This is a genomic window from Pseudomonas sp. PDM24 (assembly GCF_019218905.1).
Lineage (GTDB): Bacteria > Pseudomonadota > Gammaproteobacteria > Pseudomonadales > Pseudomonadaceae > Aquipseudomonas.
In genome coordinates this window covers 121,719-139,361 of sequence record NZ_JAHUWR010000005.1, presented here as the reverse complement: position 1 = coordinate 139,361, position 17,643 = coordinate 121,719, and the positions used below count along the sequence as shown (strand labels likewise).

Genomic DNA, 17,643 nt, shown 5'->3' with positions numbered 1-17,643 from the left:
TCGCTGACGATTGTTGAACAATCACGAGGCATTGAGTATGAGCAGCGGACTGTCCTTGGCCGACCACATCACGTTGGAGTTACGCGCTGACATCATCGGCGGTCGTTTGCTGCCGGGCATGGCATTGGTGGAGAACGATCTGGTGTCGGCTTACAACGCCTCGCGAAACACAATTCGCGAGGCGTTGCACCGTCTGGGGCAGGAAAGGCTGACCCGTTATGTCCGTAACAAGGGTGTGATGGTGCGCCGGTTGGGTGTCGAGGATGTGCGCGATCTGTTCAAGGTCCGTCGCACCCTGGAGCTGCAAGCCATCAGCGCCAGTCAGCCATTGCGTGAATATCAGTCCGACCGGATGCTCGAAGCCCTGGAGGCCGCCGAGCTGGCCCGGGAGCGTGAGGACTGGCGTGCCGTCGGCACCCACAGTCTGGCGTTTCATCAACACATCGTCGGATTGCTGCGCAGTCCATTGTTCGATGAGTTCTTCACTAACGTTGTCGCGCAACTGCGCCTGGTGTTTTGCACCGCTCCCGATGAATCACGTTTTCAGGCGCCTTGGCTAGCGCGTGACCGGCAGATACATGACTTGCTGGCCGACGGCGACAAACCCGCGGCCGGGGACGCCATGAGCCTTTATCTCGACGACTCCGAACACCTCCTGTTGCAGATGCTTGCCCCTTCTTCCCATCACTGATCGAGGATTTGTGCCATGTACAAAGACTATCCGGCGGCCTATCAAGTCAGCAAAGGCTCGGCCTTGCAGGTGGACACGGCTTTCTACGAGAGAGTCCGGGACAAGAAAGAGGGGCGCACGCTGATCGAACAGTTCGAAGTGCCGATCCGCACCGGCCGCGCCTGGAATGTGCCGGCCGGGCATGTGTTCAGGGTCACAACCCCGGTTGGCCCGCAAGTCGGGGACTTCAATGTCTGGAATGCCCATGACCCGCGCGAACGCTTATGGGCGGCGCGGACCCGGCAGTTGCAGGGTGCTCATGTCAGCATTCATGACCGGCTCTGGTCGAACCTGCCATTTTTGCGGCCGCTGGTGACCATCACCGACGATAGCCTGGCCGGGTACGGCATCGACGAACATGGCGGGCGTTTGCACGACTTGCTGGGGACGCGCTGTGATCCGTATGTGAACAAAATGCTCACCGGCGAGGACTTCCATCATCACTGCCACTCGAATTTGACGCGCGCCGTGCTACCCCATGGTCTGACCGAGTTTGACGTGCATGATGTGCTGAACATTTTCCAGTGCACTGGTCTGAACCACGACGACATGTACTTCATGAAAGCCTGTCCGGCGCAGAAGGGCGATTACCTGGAGTTCTTTGCCGAAATTGATCTGCTGTGTGCGTTGTCGACCTGCCCGGGTGGGGATTTGTCACTGGCCATGTGGGGGCCGGATGCGCAGGATCCATTGAGTGTGTGTCGCCCATTAGGCGTTGAGATTTACCGGTTGGAGGACTCGTTGCTTGAAGGCTGGAGCCCGCCGGAGCGTGCGGCCTATAAAGGGCAGCATGGCCTGCACATTGCCAAGGCCGATTGGGAAAAGTAAAAAGGCTTTTGTGGCAGGAAGCACGCCCTGATGCCGGTAATTTAAGCCGCGACGCATTCTTTGTAGCAGCTGGCGAAGCCTGCGTTCGGCTGCGTAGCAGTCGCGAAATCAGAAACGGCGGTGCACCAGGAAATCGCGTTGGCCGGATTCACGACTGCTGCGCAGTCGAACGCAGGCTTCGCCAGCTGCTACAGATCGCATTACGCCTTAACTTACTGGGCAAGCCCTCACCGCAGTTTCGGTCAGCGGTCCTGCGCATCCTTGGCATCCGCTTCCGCATTGCGTTCGGCGACGCGTTTACGTTGCTCTTCGGTCAATTCGACCTTGTTGGCGGTGTCGCGCAGCATCATCAAGCCGCCAACGATCGAGCCGATGGCAACGATCAGAATCAACCAGGCATACCAGGGCATAGGGTTTCTCCTTAAGGGCAGGCCGCTTGGCGATGGTTTCGCCAACCGATCGTGCCTACCACTTTTGAGCGATGGAATTTCGCAGTGGTTCCATTCGCTATGATTCCATTCTATGCCTGAACTGACAGCAACACCGCGACTGTTTACAGCCCGGTCAACATCGCATCCTCCGGCGCATCGGCCCGCAATTGCGCGGTGAGCATGAAGTACACGAAACCCACGGCCATGAAGCCGAGGAAGATCAACCCGATCAAGGTGTTGAACCAGGCCATCGCCACCAGGCAAACCACCGCCAGCATTAAGGCAATGAACGGCACCAATGGGTAGCAGGGCGCGCGGAAGGTGCGTTCCAGGTTCGGTTCGGTTTTGCGCAGTTTGAACAGGCTGAGCATGCTCATGATGTACATCACGATCGCGCCGAATACCGCCATGGTGATCATCGCCGCCGTCAGCGTCATGCCGCCGAGGTTGATCAAGCCATCGCTGTAGATCGCCGCGATGCCAATCACGCCACCGGCGATGATGGCCCGGTGCGGGGTCTGGAAGCGCGACAGTTTGGCCAGGGATGCTGGCAGGTAACCGGCCCGGGCCAGCGCAAAGAACTGCCGCGAGTAGCCGAGGATGATCCCGTGGAAACTCGCCACCAGGCCGAACAAACCGATCCACACCAGCATGTGCAACCAGCCGGAGTTTTCGCCGACCACGGCTTTCATGGCTTGCGGCAGCGGATCGTTGATGTTCGACAGGGTGCGCCAGTCGCCGACGCCGCCGGCAAAGAACATCACGCCCATGGCCAGCAGCACCAGGGTCAGGATGCCGCTGATGTAGGCCTTGGGAATCGTGCGTTTCGGGTCCTTGGCTTCTTCGGCGGCCATGGCCGCGCCTTCGATGGCGAGGAAGAACCAGATGGCAAACGGAATGGCCGCGAACATCCCGGCAATCGCGGGCGCACCGAACACATCAGAACCGGCCCAGCCGTTGAGGGCGAAGTTGCTGAAGCTGAACGCCGGGGCGACCACGCCCATGAACACCAGCAATTCGGCGACCGCCAATACGCAGACTACCAGCTCGAAGGTCGCGGCCAGTTTCACGCCGAGGATGTTCAAGCCCATGAACACGATGTAGGCCCCGACGGCCGCGTGTTTCGGGTCGAGGGCGGGAAACTGCACATTCAGGTAGGCGCCGATCGCCAGGGCAATCGCCGGTGGGGCGAAGACGAATTCGATCAGGGTCGCCAACCCGGCAATCAAACCGCCTTTCTCGCCAAAGGCGCGGCGGCTGTAGGCAAAGGGACCGCCGGCATGGGGAATCGCGGTGGTCAGTTCGGTGAAACTGAAGATGAAGCAGGTGTACATCGTGGCGACCATGAATGAGGTCACGAGAAAGCCCAGTGTCCCGGCCACGCCCCAGCCGTAACTCCAGCCGAAGTACTCACCGGAAATCACCAGCCCGACCGCGATACCCCACAGGTGTAGCGTGCCCAGCGTGGGTTTGAGTTGTGTGTTCATGCCTTGCTCCCTGAACGGTTTGGAAAAGCTCGGGGGAGGGCGTGTGCAGTGGGCGTGCCATTTTTCAGGTGGGCGTCGTAAAGCGCTGAAAGCTGTCGTATCGGGGATGTTCGCGGCTGGATGCGCGCTTTTTGTGCGCCAGTTGGGGGCGGTGTCGTCTGTGCTGCCGCCTTCGCGAGCAAGCCCGCTCCCACATTTGGAATGCGTTTACCCGTACAACACCGATCCCTGTGGGAGCGGGCTTGCTCGCGAAGAGGCCGGCACTGCCACCGCATAACCCCACTCTTTACGCTTTATTTATGCCCCGCCACCCCCCTCGATCTCGCGCCTTTACAGCCTCCCTCCCGACAATCACTCCACACGCGGCAATACGCCGTAACACGGAGAATTTCCATGAGCGTTCTGGACGGGGTGTCACTGCTATTGGCAGTGGGGCTGTTCATTTATCTGTTGGTTGCGCTATTGCGCGCGGACCGGAACTAGGAGCGGCTATGCACAGTTATGACTATTGGCTGATCCTCGCCTTCTTCGCCGTGGTGCTGATCCCGGCACCGTTTCTTGGGCGCTTCTACTACAAGGTGATGGAAGGGCAGCGCACCTGGCTGTCGCCGATCCTCGGGCCGGTGGAGCGGGGTTGCTATCGGGTGGCCGGCGTCGATCCACAGGCTGAGCAGAGCTGGCAGAAATACACCCTGGCCTTGCTCGCCTTCAACCTCGCGGGTTTTTTGCTGTTGTTCGCGATCCTGCTGTTTCAGAATTATTTGCCGCTCAATCCGCAAAATTTGCCGGGTCAGGAATGGACGCAAGCGTTCAACACCGCCGTCAGCTTCATGACCAATACCAACTGGCAGTCCTACAGCGGCGAAGCGACCCTCAGCTACCTCAGTCAGATGGTCGGCCTCACCGTGCAGAACTTCGTCAGCGCTGCCACTGGCCTGGCGGTTCTGGTTGCGCTGTGTCGCGGCATCGGTCGCAAATCGACCAAAACACTGGGCAACTTCTGGGTCGACATGACCCGCGCCACCCTCTACGGCCTGCTGCCGCTGTGCCTGCTGCTGGCGCTGTATCTGGTCTGGCAGGGCGTGCCACAAACGTTCGCCCAGTACGTGAACGCCGTGACCATGCAGGGCGTCGATCAGGTCATCCCGCTCGGCCCGGCCGCCAGCCAGATTGCGATCAAGCAACTGGGCACCAACGGCGGTGGTTTCTTCGGCGTCAACTCGGCGCACCCGTTCGAGAACCCGACGGCGTGGAGCAACCTGTTTGAAGTCGCTTCGATCATTCTGATCCCGGTGGCGCTGGTGTTCACCTTCGGCCATTACGTGAAAGACCTGCGTCAGAGCCGCGCGATCATCGCCTGCATGCTGGCGCTGTTTTTGATCGGCGGCGCGACGTCGCTGTGGGCTGAATATCAACCGAACCCGACCCTGGCCAACGTCGCCGTCGAACAGACCGCACCGCTGGAAGGCAAGGAAGCGCGTTTCGGCACCACCGCCACGGTGCTGTGGTCGGTAACCACCACGGCGGCGTCGAACGGTTCGGTCAATGGCATGCACGACAGCCTCAACCCGCTGAGCGGCATGGTCGCGCTGGTCAACATGATGGTCGGCGAAGTGATTTTCGGCGGTGTCGGGGCCGGGCTCTACGGCATGTTGCTCAACGTGCTGATCGCGGTATTCCTCGCCGGGCTGATGATCGGCCGCACTCCGGAATACCTCGGCAAGAAACTGCAAGCCAGGGAAGTCCAGTTGCTGGTGGTGACCTTGCTGGTGATGCCAGTCGGCGTGCTGGTGCTCGGTGCGATTGCTGCCAGCCTGCCTGGCCCGGTCGCGGCGGTGAGTAACCCCGGTGCTCACGGTTTCAGCCAGTTGCTTTATGCGTACACCTCGGCCAGTGCCAACAACGGCTCGGCGTTCGGTGGCTTCGGTGCCAACACCACGTTCCACAACCTGATGCTGGGGCTGGGCATGTTGATCGGTCGCTTCGGTTACATCCTCCCGGCACTGGCCCTGGCCGGCAGCCTGGCGATGAAGAAAACCGCGCCGATCGGCCAGAACAGCTTCCCGACTCACGGCCCGCTGTTCGTGGTCCTGTTGACCGTGACCATTTTGCTGGTGGGTGGTTTGACCTTCCTGCCGACCCTGGCGCTGGGCCCGATTGCCGAACATCTGAGCTTGGGCTTCTAAGGAGTCAATGATGAATATGCCCGCAACTAAAGCCGCCGTCGTCAAGGCGCCGGAACAACCGAAAACCGCGATCTCGGCCCTCTGGCGCCCGGCGCTGGTGCAAGCGTTCGTAAAGCTCGACCCACGGCAATTGCAACGTGCGCCGGTGATGCTGGTGGTGGAACTGACCGCGATTCTGACCACCGTGCTGTGCTTCATTCCCGACAGCGCCGTGCCGACTTTCGTCGCCGCGCAAATCGCCTTGTGGCTGTGGTTCACCGTGTTGTTCGCCAACTTCGCCGAAGCGCTGGCCGAAGGTCGCGGCAAGGCCCGTGCCGACAGCCTCAAGGCCGGCAGTGAAGGCTTGAGTGCCCGGCGCAAAAACGCCAATGGCAGCTTTCAGGTGGTGCCCGCCACCAGCCTGCGCAAGGGTGATGTGGTGCGCGTCGAAGCGGGGGAGATGATCCCCGGTGACGGCGAGGTGATCGAAGGCATCGCGGCGGTCAACGAAGCGGCGATTACCGGAGAATCGGCGCCGGTGATTCGGGAGTCCGGTGGCGACCGTTCGGCGGTCACCGGCAACACTCGACTGGTGTCCGACTGGCTGCTGGTGCGCATCACCGCCAACCCCGGCGAGTCGACCCTCGACCGCATGATCGCGCTGGTCGAAGGCGCCAAACGCCAGAAAACCCCGAACGAAGTGGCACTGGATATCCTGCTGATCGGCCTGACCCTGATCTTTCTGCTGGTGGTGGTGACCCTGCAACCGTTCGCCCACTTCGCCAATGGCAGCCTGCCGCTGGTGTTCCTGGTGGCGTTATTGGTCACGCTGATTCCGACCACCATTGGCGGTTTGTTGTCGGCCATCGGTATCGCCGGGATGGACCGTCTGGTGCGCCTGAACGTGATCGCCAAATCCGGTCGCGCCGTGGAAGCGGCGGGGGACGTTCATGTCCTGCTGCTGGACAAGACCGGCACCATCACCTTTGGCAATCGTCGTTGCTCCGCGGTCTATGCCGCGCCTGGTGTCACTGCCAAGGAACTGGCCGAAGGCGCGTTGTTTGCCTCCTTGGCCGATGACACGGCTGAAGGCAAATCCATCGTCGAGTACCTGCGCGGTCTTCATCCGCAACCCGAGCCGTCGGCCGAGGTGCTGACCGCGGTGCCGTTCAGTGCTGAAACCCGCTTGTCTGGCGTTGACTATCAGGGCCGGGTCTATCGCAAAGGCGCGGTGGATTCGCTGCTGACCTTCGTCGGCCTGAAACGCGCTGATCTGGCCGCGCCTCTGTCCCGGGAAATCGACAAGATCGCCCAGAGTGGCGGCACGCCTCTGCTGGTCTGCGCCGACGGCAAATTGCTCGGTGTCATTCACCTCAAGGACGTGGTCAAGCCCGGCATCCGCGAGCGTTTCGCCGAGTTGCGCAAGCTGGGGATTCGCACGGTCATGGTCACCGGCGACAACCCGCTGACCGCCGCTGCGATTGCCGCCGAAGCGGGCGTGGATGACGTGCTGGCCGAAGCCACACCGGAGAAAAAACTGGCGCGCATTCGTCACGAGCAGAACGACGGTCGCCTGGTCGCCATGTGCGGCGACGGTGCCAACGATGCCCCGGCCCTGGCTCAGGCGGACGTCGGCATGGCGATGAACGACGGTACGCAAGCGGCACGGGAGGCGGCGAACATGGTCGACCTCGACAGCGACCCGACCAAGCTGTTGGACGTGGTGCAAATCGGCAAGGAATTGCTGGTGACCCGCGGTGCGCTGACGACCTTCTCGATCGCCAACGACGTGGCCAAATACTTCGCGATCCTGCCGGCGCTGTTCGCCTCGATCTACCCGCAACTGGGTGTGCTCAACGTCATGCACCTGAGCAGCCCGCAGAGCGCGATTCTGTCGGCGATTGTGTTCAACGCCTTGATCATTGTGGTGCTGATTCCTTTGGCGCTGCGTGGTGTGAGGGTGCAAGCGGTGAGTGCGGCGGCGTTGCTGCGGCGCAATCTGCTGATTTATGGACTGGGCGGGATTCTGGTGCCGTTCGTGGGCATCAAGGCGATCGACATGTTGTTGACGGCGTTGCATTTGGTTTGACCTGCGCGGTGTGCCAGGCACACCGCCTTCGCGAGCAAGCCCGCTCCCACACGTTGAAATGCATTCCCCTGTGGGAGCGGGCTTGCTCGCGAAGGACTCGACACGGTCCATCTGACTGAAAGCTGTATTTGTTCTCTGAATTCGAGGATTGTGAAATGTCCACACTGATACGTCCGGCCCTGAGCCTGCTGTTGCTGATGACCCTGATCACCGGCGTCGCCTACCCTTTGGTGGTCACCGGCGTCGCCCAGGTCGCCTTCCCGGACCAGGCCAATGGCAGCCTGGTGCGCGACGCCGACGGCAAGGTTCGCGGTTCGTCGCTGATCGCCCAGGATTTCGTTGGTGATGGCTGGTTCCACCCACGACCATCGGCCGGTGCCTTTGCCACCGTGTCGAGCAGCGCCAGCAACCTCTCGCCCAGCAATCCGGCGCTCGCCTCTCGGGTGATCGACGAGGCCAATAAATTGCAGGTAGCTGGCCAGGGGCCGGTGCCGTTGGCGATGCTGACCACCTCCGGCAGCGGCCTCGATCCGCACTTGCCACCGGCCGCGATTGCCTATCAACTGGCGCGTGTCGCGACGGCGCGCAATCTGCCAGTGTCTACGCTTGAGCAACTGCTGGATGCGCACATCGAGCAGCCGTTGGTAGGACCGCCGGTGGTGAATGTGTTGGCGCTGAATATGGCGCTGGAAAAACTGTAGACCGGTGGTGGCGCTATTCGCGAGCAAGCCCGCTCCCACACTGGATCTGCGTAACACTGAAGATCCCTTGTGGGAGCGGGCTTGCTCGCGAAGGCGGCTGAACAATCACCACATCAACATCTGAAAAAAAGAGATCCCCAAGCATGAGTAACTCCGGCCGCGCCGACGCGCTGTTAGCAGACCTGCCCCGCGATGGCCGTGGCCGGCTCAAGGTGTTCCTTGGCGCCGCCCCGGGGGTCGGCAAGACCTACGCCATGCTGCAAGCCGCCCACACTCAACTGCGCCAAGGCGTGAAAGTCATGGCCGGGGTGGTCGAAACCCACGGTCGTGCCGAAACCGAAGCGCTACTGGCTGGCTTGCCGCAGCAACCGTTGGTGCGCTCGGAATACCGCGGCGTGATGCTCGAAGAAATGGACCTCGACGGTCTGCTTGCCGCCAAACCGAAACTGGTGCTGGTGGACGAACTGGCCCACAGCAACGCCCCCGGCAGTCGCCACGCCAAGCGCTGGCAAGACATTCAGGAATTGCTGGCTGCCGGCATCGACGTGTTCACCACGGTCAACGTCCAGCATCTGGAAAGTCTCAACGATCAGGTGCGCGGCATCACTGGCGTACAGGTGCGCGAAACCCTGCCGGACTGGGTGCTGCAAGAAGCCTACGAACTGCTGCTGATCGACCTGCCGCCGCGCGAGTTGCTGGAGCGTCTGCGCGACGGCAAGGTCTACGTGCCGGAGCAGGCGCGGGCGGCCATCGATGCCTTCTTCACCCAGACCAACCTCACCGCCCTGCGCGAACTGGCGATGCAAACCGCCGCCGCTCAGGTGGATAACGATCTGGCCCAGGGTTATCGCCAGTTGGGGCAGGCCGCGCCGGCTGTGCGCGGTCGCTTGCTGGTGGGCGTCGATGGCGATGCTCAGGCCGAGCGTCTGGTGCGTCATGCCAGTCGCGTCGCCCAGCGCCGGCATCTGCCATGGAGCCTGGTGCACGTGGACAATGGCCGTGTGCGCGACGAGCAGTCGCGCCTGCGCCTGCAAAGCGCTCAACAACTGGCCGAACGCCTCGGTGGTGAAGTGGTGTTGCTGCGGGCTGGCGAGGTGGCGAAAACCTTGATCCAGCACGCCGCTGAACGCCGCGCCAGCCTGGTGCTGGTGGGCCAGTCGCGCCAGCGTTTGCGTCGACGGTTGTTCGGTGGCGGTCTGGCCTCACGTTTGCTGCGCGATGCTCGCGGGCTGGAAATCAACGTGCTTGACAGCGATCACGAACAGCATCAGCCGCGCCAACGCTCGGCGCAATCGCTGGTCTGGTTCGACTACGCGTTGGCGCTGCTGGCAACGGTGCTTGCCAGTGCTCTGGCCTGGGCGGTGTCGAGTGCCTTGCCGCTGCCCAATATTTCGCTGGTGTTCCTCGCCGCAGTGTTGCTGGTGGCGGTGCGCAGCAGCCTCGGCCCGGCGCTGGCCTGCGCGGCGCTGTCGTTTCTGACCTATGATTTTTTGTTCATTCCACCGACGTTCTCTTTCAGCATCCAGCGTGAAGAGGACGTGCTGACCTTGCTGTTCTTCCTGCTGATGGCGGCCCTCACCGGCAACCTGGCGGCGCGACAACGGCGACAATTGCAGGCCTTGCGCGACACCCAGGAAGAAACCAGCGAACTGCTCGACCTGTCGCGCAAACTCACCGCTGCCACCGACCGTCAGGCCGTGGTCAGCGCTGCGGCGCAGCACCTCAATGGCTGGACCGACCTGAAACTGTGCCTGCTCAATCGCGATGGCCAGAGTGGCTGGAAAGTCGAAACCGGCGGGCCGCTGGAGTTCTCCGAAGCCGAGCGCGCTGCTGCCGATTGGGCCTGGCAACACGACCAACCGGCCGGCGCAGGCACCGGTACGTTGCCGTTCGGGCGCTGGTGGTGGTGGCCACTGTCGGTGGATGATGGACCGTTGGCGCTGCTCGGCGTGTGTGCCAAAGAAGGTCAGACCCTGAGCGGCCAGCGGCGGCGCTTGTTGACCGCGTTAAGCCAACCGCTGGCCCAGGCGTTGGCCCGCGCACAACTGGCCGATGACCTCGAGGCGGCGCGCTTGCATGGCGAAACCGAGCAACTGCGCAGCGCACTGTTGGCCTCGGTGTCCCACGATTTACGCACGCCGTTGACCTCCATGCGCGGCAGCATCGACAGCCTGCTGGCGCTTGGCGAGGTGATTCCCTTGGAGGACCGCCGCGAACTGCTCGAAGGCACCCGCGATGAAGCCGAACGGCTGGATCGCTATATTCAAAACCTGCTAGATATGACGCGCCTCGGTCACGGCGCCCTGAAGCTGGCGCGAGACTGGGTGTCGCCGGCAGACATCGTCGGCAGTTCGCTCAATCGTCTGCGCGCGGTGCTGGCATCGTTGCAGGTCATTACCGAAGTGCCGGCCGAGTTGCCGCTGCTCTATGTGCATGCCGCGCTGATCGAGCAAGCGCTGGTCAACGTGCTGGAAAATGCTGCGCGTTTCTCGCCCCCTCGTGGGCGTCTTGAATTGCGTGCCGGAGCCACTGACAGCGAGCTGTTTTTTTCGGTGAGCGATGAAGGGCCGGGGATTCCCGAGGAGGACCGTGCGAAGATTTTCGACATGTTTTACACCGCCGCTCGTGGTGATCGCGGCGGGCAGGGCACCGGGTTGGGGCTGGCGATCTGTCAGGGCATGGTCGGTGCCCATGGCGGGCGGATCAGCGTCGCCGACGGCATCGAAGGGCGCGGCACCTGCATCACGCTGCACCTGCCGTTGCAGACTCAACCGGGATTGGACAGTGAAGCCTGATCTCGCCTGCGCTACTCTCTTGCCACTTCTTTGTGTTGATATGAATTCATGAGCCAGACCGCGACCATTTTGGTCATCGATGATGAACCGCAGATCCGCAAATTCCTGCGCATCAGCCTCGCCTCCCAAGGCTACAAAGTGCTGGAGGCCGGCACCGGCACGGAAGGCCTGGCCCAGGCTGCATTGAACAAACCCGACCTGCTGGTGCTCGACCTCGGCCTGCCGGACATGGATGGCCAGCAGGTGCTGCGCGAGTTTCGCGAGTGGTCGACGGTGCCGGTACTGGTGCTCTCGGTGCGCGCCAGCGAAGGGCAGAAAGTCCAAGCCCTGGATGGCGGCGCCAACGACTACGTGACCAAGCCGTTCGGCATCCAGGAGTTTCTGGCCCGGGTGCGCGCCTTGCTGCGTCAGGCGCCGACGGGTGAGGCTCAGGAAGCGGCGCTCAGTTTCGGCCCGCTCACCGTGGACCTGGCTTATCGCCGGGTGCTATTGGACGGCGCCGAAGTGGCGCTGACGCGCAAGGAATACGCCGTACTGGCGCAACTGGCGCGGCATCCGGGGCGGGTCATCACCCAGCAGCAATTGCTCAAGGACATCTGGGGCCCGACACACACCGAAGACAGCCACTATCTGCGGATCGTGGTCGGGCACTTGCGGCAGAAACTGGCGGATGATCCGACTCAGCCGCGGTTTATCGTTACTGAGGCGGGGGTTGGGTATCGGTTGTTGGGTGAGGGCAGTCTTTAGTTTTTGTGGTGGCTGATCCTGCGCCTTCGCGGGCAAGCCTCGCTCCTACGGATTGATGTTGGTCACAAAATGTATGACCGACTCAAAACCCTGTAGGAGCGAGGCTTGCCCGCGAAGAGGCCCTCACATTCACCCAGGAACCTCAAGATTCCCGCTCATTCTCATACCGATCCAGCGTATCCCGCGCAATCTCGCGCCCCAGCGCGATCAATTCCGGCGCCTTGTAGAACTCGAAAAACCGGCACACCCGCTTGGGCACGTTGATCAGGATATCCGGCGGATACCCGGCAATCTTGTACTGCGCCAATGAGGTCTGCATCACCTCGAAACTCTGGTTGATCAGGTCCAGCAAGGACGCCGGCCCGACGTTGTCGATGATGAACGAGCCGGTGGCGGATTTCGGTGCGCCGTTGCTTTCCGGGGCCGCCGCCGGTTGCTGGCCTTCGGGCTCGGCGGATTCGATCCACGGATTGATATCGGCGGCTTCGGCCATCAGCGCTTCCTTTTCCAGCAGCAGCAATTGTTCCGCCTGTTTGCGGCGGAAGGGCATTTTCGAACCCAACGAGTTGATCAGGCTGTCGAAGCGGGTCCTGAACGCCGCCGGTCGCTGGATCACTGGCAGTTGATAGTGGCGCTGGTTGGTGGCGTTGAGGTTGACCGCGATGATCAGGTCGCAATGGCTCGACACCACCGGCACGATCGGCAACGGGTTGAGGATGCCGCCGTCCACCAGCATTCGATTGCCCTGCATCACCGGCGTGAACAGGCTGGGGATCGCCGCCGAGGCGCGCATGGCCTGGTGCAGGCAACCTTCCTGGAACCAGATTTCCTGCTGGTTGGTCAGGTCCGTGGCCACCGCCGTGTAGGGAATGCGCAGGTCTTCGATGTTGATCTCGCCGACGATCTTGCGGATCTGCCCGAAGACCTTTTCCCCGCGAATCGCGCCCAGGCGAAAGCTGACGTCCACCAGACGCAACACGTCGAGGTAATCCAGGCTCTCGATCCAGTCGCGATAATCCTTGAGTTTACCGGCGGCATAGATCCCGCCGACCACTGCGCCCATGGAGCAACCGGCGATGCAGGCAATGTCGTAGCCGCGCCGTTCGATCTCTTCAATGACGCCGATATGGGCGTAGCCCCGGGCGCCACCCGAGCCCAACACCAGTGCGACACGCTTTTTCATGAATCGACCTCTCTGACAAGGTTCAACAATGCACCCATCGAGGGGCACGCTTCAATCGCTATGGTCGTTCGACGGGGCAATAGCGTCGTTTTTTGACACTCAATAAAGGCGAATGGGTATCCTCGCGAGCGCTATAGTTTCCACTGCGGGTCCAAGGCACTTTTCACGCGCCAGGCCGTCTTAGCTGCTCGACTGTTTATTATCTTTGAGGTGTGAGTGATGAAAGCCTGGATCTGTGTGCCGTTGATTGCCTTGGCACTCGCCGGTTGTGCCGGTAAAACCGCTTACCGTGACAGCTGCGGAAGCCAGCTCGACGCCGCCTGGCATGAACTGGATCTGGCCAAGGTCGAGGGCTTTGCCGGGACTGTCAGCTACTCCAAGGCGCTGTCGTTGCTGACCGGTGCCAAGACCCAGCAGCAATTCGAAGCCTATGAGGGTTGCACCAAGAAAGCCGAGAAGGCGCGCTTCTACATTCGTGAGTCTCGCGCCGGCCGTTGAAGCATGCTATAGCCAATGGGGGATTTCGATTCAGGGAGCAAGCGATGTCTGCCTTGGTTGATCGGTTGGTGGCTCACGTTCTGAGCCTGGACATTCGCCTGCTCGCCTGTCAGGCACGCTTGAGTGCCCGAACCGACTCTGAAGCGCTGCACGATCTACGCACCACCGTGCGGCGTTTGCGCAGCTTGCTGCGGCCCTTGCGCGGTTTGCCCGGGGTCGAGCAACTGGAAGCGGCGGCATCCCGGGTCGGTGACCTGACCACGCCGTTGCGCGATCGCGAAGTGCTGGCGGCGTACCTGCTGCAGCACGATCAACCCGAGGCCGCGCACCGGCGCATGGCGCGGATGGACGAGGCTTATCCCATCGTCGCGGCGAGCCCGGAAGTGGCGCAGATGCTGATGATCCTCGATGCCTTTCCGCGTTTCCTGCGCGCTTCCCAGCGCCAGGGTTTGCTCAAGGGCTTGCGCAAGCGCATTGAAAAACGCCTGGGCAAACAGTGGAAGAAACTCGACCAGGCTTTGCATGATCCCGCCCATGACCGCCATCGCCTGCGCCTGCTGATCAAGCGCGTGCGCTATGGCATCGAAGCCTACCCCGAACTGGATCGCTTGCCGGAAGCGGCCCTGCCCAGACTGAAATCGGCGCAGGCAGCCTTGGGCGATTGGCACGACAGTTGGCAGTGGCTGGACCGCGCCAAAGAAGAGCCCGATTTGCAGCCTTGTGTCGCGGTCTGGAAAACCACCTTGGCCGAGGCCGAAGCACGCGCCGACCGCGTCCTCGACAAACTCAGCGCCGCCTGCTTCAAATCCTGAACACACTAAAGATCAAATGTGGGAGCGGGCTTGCTCGCGAAGAGGGCATAACAATCAACGTAAATGTTGAATGTCAGACCGCTTTCGCGAGCAAGCCCGCTCCCACATTAGTTTGTGTGTTCAATGTTGGCACGGCTCATCTGTCAGTGATTTTGGCCGGAATAAGCGCTGTATCGGCTTTGCGTGCTGGTTAAGATCGTTCCATCCATTTTCTTGCCTCTGAGGTTCCCATGCACTTTTCCGATCTGCTCGACGCTGTGCGCAGTCAGCCGCAGGAGCTGTCTATTCCGGCGGAATGGGGCCAGGGCCGGGCGAGTTTTGGCGGGCTGATAGCCGCCTTGCAATACGAAGCCATGCGCGCAAAAGTCCCGGCGGATCGTCCGGTGCGTTCGCTGGCAATCACCTTTGTCGGCCCGGTCGAAGCCGATGTGCCAGTCAGTTTTGAAGTCGATGTGTTGCGCGAAGGCAAAGCTGTCAGCCAGGTGTTGGGCCGGGCGATACAGAAGGGGCAAGTGGTGACGTTGGTCCAGGGCAGCTTCGGCGCCTCGCGACCTTCCGAAGTGGCGGTGACGGCTAACGCCGCGCCCGAGATGAAGCACTGGGACGACTGCCAGGAAATGCCCTATATCAAAGGGGTGACCCCGGAATTCATGCGTCATTTGGCAATGCGCTGGAGTGTCGGTGGCCTGCCGTTCACCGGCAACACTTCCCGCGACATGGGAGGGTGGGTGCGCTTGCGTGGAGAAGGGAAGGACGAGGTGGTCAGCGAGGCGCATATTCTGGCGCTGGTCGACGCCTGGCCGCCGTCCTTGTTGTCGCATCTGAAGAAGCCGGCGGCAGGCAGCACGCTGACCTGGACCATCGAATTCGTCCAGCCGTTGCTCGCGTTGAGCACACTGGACTGGTGCAAGTACCTGGTGGAAGTCGAGTATGCCGCTGACGGCTACGGGCACGCCGCCGCAAAACTGTGGAGCGAAGACGGTCAGTTGATCGCCATGAGCCGGCAGACCGTCACGATTTTCGCCTGATCAGTGACGACGGCGGTGGCGTTCACGCCAGGCGCGCCACCAGCCGCCACTGAAGAAAAACCGTGGGAAGGTCAGGAACTGCTCGACCAACAAGCGTGATACCGCATCTTTGCGATCACTGAAGGGCTCGGAGGCTTGCGCCTCCAGGCGATGACCTTGGCGCTGCAGACCCAGGGCGGCGATCAGGCCGATAACGCCGATCGCGATACTGGCCAGATCCAGGCTGAACACCCCCGAGACCATCAGCAAAAACGCCACGATGAACAGCGGCACGGCAATCAGGTGCAACACCAGATTGGTCGGGTGCTGGTGATTATGCGGGTACGCTCGCCATTGCCAGGCGGGAAGGTTGGGGTGACGTTTGCCCATGATGCTTATCCTTGGTTCGATGAGGCTCTTGAACAAAGAATAGGCCGGGCGAAAGCCGTCGGCGAATCGAGGCTGGCTATCGGCGCAATAGGTGTGATGGTCAGGATTGATGTTGCTCGGTCTGACGCCTTCGCGGGCAAGCCTCGCTCCTACAGGTACAGCGGCGCCCTTGTAGGAGCGAGGCTTGCCCGCGAAGAGGCCCTCAAAGCTTGAGCTGCCCAATGGCCTTGCTCAATTCCCCCGCCAGCATCGCCAGCTCATTGCTGGTGATCGCCGAATTCACGGTCTGCTGCACGGTATCCTCGGTGACGTCGCGAATGCTCACCACCGCCCGATTCATTTCCTCCGCTACATGGCTCTGCTGCTCGGCCGCCACTGCGATCTGCGTATTGCTTTCACGCATCTGCGCCACCGCTCCGGTGATTTCGGCCAGGGCCACACTGGCTTCCTGAGCCTGCTGCATGCAGTCGTCCGCCTTGTACGAGCTTTCCTGCATGAAATCCACGGCGTCCCGAGTGCCGGCCTGCAGCGCTGAAACCATGGTGGTGATCTCGTCGGTGGACGCCTGGACTCGCTTGGCCAGGTTACGCACCTCATCGGCGACCACCGCAAACCCGCGGCCCATTTCCCCGGCCCGGGCCGCTTCGATGGCGGCGTTAAGGGCCAGCAGGTTGGTCTGTTCGGCGATGCTGTGGATCACGCTGACCACGCCGTTGATCTTCTGACTGTCCTCGGCCAGACGCTGAATCATCTCGGCCGTTTGCTGCACGCCGGTGGACAACCCGCCAATCGATTTCTGCACCCGAGTGACCACTTCCTGGCCGCTGCCGGCCAGGGTATCGGCGGTTTGCGAGAGGTCGCGGGTGGCGCCGGCGTGTTGGGCGATGTGATGGACCGTGGCGGTCATTTCGTTGATCGCTGTGGCGGCCTGATCGGTTTCGCTTTGCTGACCGAGCATGCCGTGACGCACCTCGTTCATGCTCGAGGCCAGCCGCGCGGCGCCGACATCCAGTTGCCGCGCAGTGCTGGCGACAGTGTTGACCACCCGCTGGTAACCGGCCTGCATGGCGTTGAAGGCATTGGCCATCTGTCCGACTTCATCCTTGCAAGCCAGCGGCACACGGGCCGACAGGTCGCCGCTTTTCTCGACATGGAGCATCACGTCTTTCAATGTATTGAGCTGGCTGAGCAGGAAGCGGATCAACAGTTGCGACGCGCCGAGCATTGCCAGCATCAGAATGAATACCGCTACCGCATAGTGGGTGAAGCGTTCGCCGAACACTTGGCTCAGGCTCGGGCCATGGGCAATCACCGCGATTTGTTGGCCATCGGGGCGAGTGAGTACCTCGGCGCCCATCAACGGGTTTTCACCGAACAGCGGCATAGCGTTGATCTCGACCCAACCATTGGTATCGGTCAGCTCCAGCAGCGGTTGCCCATTCAGTAACGGCGCCTGTCCGCGATTGAAGGTCAACAGGTTATCGGCCTTGGGCAGCGGTTGCCCGGCAGGCCAGGCATTGAGCAATCGCGCCTGGGCCTGAGCCGAAGCCTGGGCGGCGTGGCTGCGGGCCTGTTGTTCAAGCTGCACGGCGTACAGCACCAGCAACAGGGTGGTGACGAAGGCAACGGCGTTGACCGCCCAGAATTTGTATTTCAGCGAGATGTTGCTAAGCCAGGCACCCATGGAGGTCTTCTCTGATAGCGGAAACAGTTTTGGCAAGGTGCCATTAGTGTGCCGCTACTCAGGGGGGCGACTCTTGATATGGGTCAACATCCTCCG

Annotated in this window: 16 protein-coding genes; 11 read left to right on the top strand and 5 right to left on the bottom strand. The window is 61.7% G+C overall.

Going from position 1 to position 17,643, the window contains the following annotated elements; translation table 11 throughout:
• Positions 1-37: 37 nt before the first annotated feature.
• Together KW837_RS17705 and KW837_RS17700 are read left to right on the top strand one after the other, a co-directional pair.
• Complete coding sequence (locus KW837_RS17705) at positions 38-691, top strand: GntR family transcriptional regulator (protein ID WP_218397572.1); 654 nt, start codon at positions 38-40, stop codon at positions 689-691.
• 15 nt (positions 692-706) lie between these two features.
• Positions 707-1,558 (top strand): DUF1989 domain-containing protein, encoded by an 852-nt coding sequence (locus tag KW837_RS17700; RefSeq protein ID WP_218397570.1) that lies wholly within the window; start codon positions 707-709, stop codon positions 1,556-1,558.
• A 242-nt stretch (positions 1,559-1,800) separates the two neighbouring features.
• Here KW837_RS17700 and KW837_RS17695 read toward each other — a convergent pair whose 3' ends face one another.
• Positions 1,801-1,968 carry a DUF2897 family protein gene (locus KW837_RS17695; RefSeq protein ID WP_008006000.1) on the bottom strand — a complete coding sequence of 56 codons (168 nt, stop codon included), beginning with the start codon at positions 1,966-1,968 and terminating at the stop codon, positions 1,801-1,803.
• A gap of 143 nt (positions 1,969-2,111) precedes the next feature.
• A complete protein-coding gene (gene eat, locus KW837_RS17690; RefSeq protein ID WP_218397568.1) occupies positions 2,112-3,476 on the bottom strand; it encodes an ethanolamine permease in 1,365 nt (454 codons plus the stop codon).
• A 393-nt stretch (positions 3,477-3,869) separates the two neighbouring features.
• Between eat and kdpF the strand changes: the two genes are divergently transcribed.
• The 6 genes from kdpF to KW837_RS17660 all read left to right on the top strand — a co-directional run bounded on the left by kdpF (position 3,870) and on the right by KW837_RS17660 (position 11,973).
• Positions 3,870-3,959: a K(+)-transporting ATPase subunit F gene (gene kdpF, locus KW837_RS17685; protein WP_007899818.1), complete on the top strand. Its 90-nt coding sequence runs from the start codon at positions 3,870-3,872 to the stop codon at positions 3,957-3,959.
• Between the two features lie 8 nt (positions 3,960-3,967).
• Positions 3,968-5,662, top strand: a complete 1,695-nt coding sequence (gene kdpA / locus KW837_RS17680; protein WP_218397566.1) for a potassium-transporting ATPase subunit KdpA — start codon at positions 3,968-3,970, stop codon at positions 5,660-5,662.
• Positions 5,663-5,672: 10 nt separating this feature from the next.
• Positions 5,673-7,730: a potassium-transporting ATPase subunit KdpB gene (kdpB, locus tag KW837_RS17675; protein ID WP_218397564.1), complete on the top strand. Its 2,058-nt coding sequence runs from the start codon at positions 5,673-5,675 to the stop codon at positions 7,728-7,730.
• A gap of 155 nt (positions 7,731-7,885) precedes the next feature.
• Positions 7,886-8,431 carry a potassium-transporting ATPase subunit KdpC gene (gene kdpC / locus KW837_RS17670; protein WP_218397562.1) on the top strand — a complete coding sequence of 182 codons (546 nt, stop codon included), beginning with the start codon at positions 7,886-7,888 and terminating at the stop codon, positions 8,429-8,431.
• A gap of 143 nt (positions 8,432-8,574) precedes the next feature.
• Positions 8,575-11,226 carry a sensor histidine kinase KdpD gene (locus KW837_RS17665; protein WP_218397560.1) on the top strand — a complete coding sequence of 884 codons (2,652 nt, stop codon included), beginning with the start codon at positions 8,575-8,577 and terminating at the stop codon, positions 11,224-11,226.
• Between the two features lie 48 nt (positions 11,227-11,274).
• The gene (locus KW837_RS17660; protein WP_218397546.1) at positions 11,275-11,973 is read left to right on the top strand and encodes a response regulator; all 699 of its coding nucleotides are present in this window, start codon (positions 11,275-11,277) and stop codon (positions 11,971-11,973) included.
• Between the two features lie 142 nt (positions 11,974-12,115).
• Here KW837_RS17660 and KW837_RS17655 read toward each other — a convergent pair whose 3' ends face one another.
• On the bottom strand, positions 12,116-13,156 hold the full coding sequence (locus tag KW837_RS17655; protein WP_218397544.1) for a patatin-like phospholipase family protein: 1,041 nt from the start codon (positions 13,154-13,156) through the stop codon (positions 12,116-12,118).
• A 219-nt stretch (positions 13,157-13,375) separates the two neighbouring features.
• On the opposite strand from KW837_RS17655, the gene KW837_RS17650 reads away from it, so the two are divergent.
• The 3 genes from KW837_RS17650 to KW837_RS17640 all read left to right on the top strand — a co-directional run bounded on the left by KW837_RS17650 (position 13,376) and on the right by KW837_RS17640 (position 15,494).
• Positions 13,376-13,654 carry a hypothetical protein gene (locus KW837_RS17650; RefSeq protein ID WP_123357718.1) on the top strand — a complete coding sequence of 93 codons (279 nt, stop codon included), beginning with the start codon at positions 13,376-13,378 and terminating at the stop codon, positions 13,652-13,654.
• Positions 13,655-13,698: 44 nt separating this feature from the next.
• Positions 13,699-14,466 carry a CHAD domain-containing protein gene (locus KW837_RS17645; protein ID WP_218397541.1) on the top strand — a complete coding sequence of 256 codons (768 nt, stop codon included), beginning with the start codon at positions 13,699-13,701 and terminating at the stop codon, positions 14,464-14,466.
• Between the two features lie 230 nt (positions 14,467-14,696).
• The gene (locus KW837_RS17640) at positions 14,697-15,494 is read left to right on the top strand and encodes an acyl-CoA thioesterase II (protein WP_218397539.1); all 798 of its coding nucleotides are present in this window, start codon (positions 14,697-14,699) and stop codon (positions 15,492-15,494) included.
• On the opposite strand, the gene KW837_RS17635 is transcribed toward KW837_RS17640, so the two are convergent.
• Complete coding sequence (locus KW837_RS17635) at positions 15,495-15,863, bottom strand: Mpo1-like protein (protein ID WP_008071687.1); 369 nt, start codon at positions 15,861-15,863, stop codon at positions 15,495-15,497.
• Between the two features lie 202 nt (positions 15,864-16,065).
• Positions 16,066-17,547 (bottom strand): methyl-accepting chemotaxis protein, encoded by a 1,482-nt coding sequence (locus KW837_RS17630; protein WP_218397536.1) that lies wholly within the window; start codon positions 17,545-17,547, stop codon positions 16,066-16,068.
• Positions 17,548-17,643: the final 96 nt, after the last annotated feature.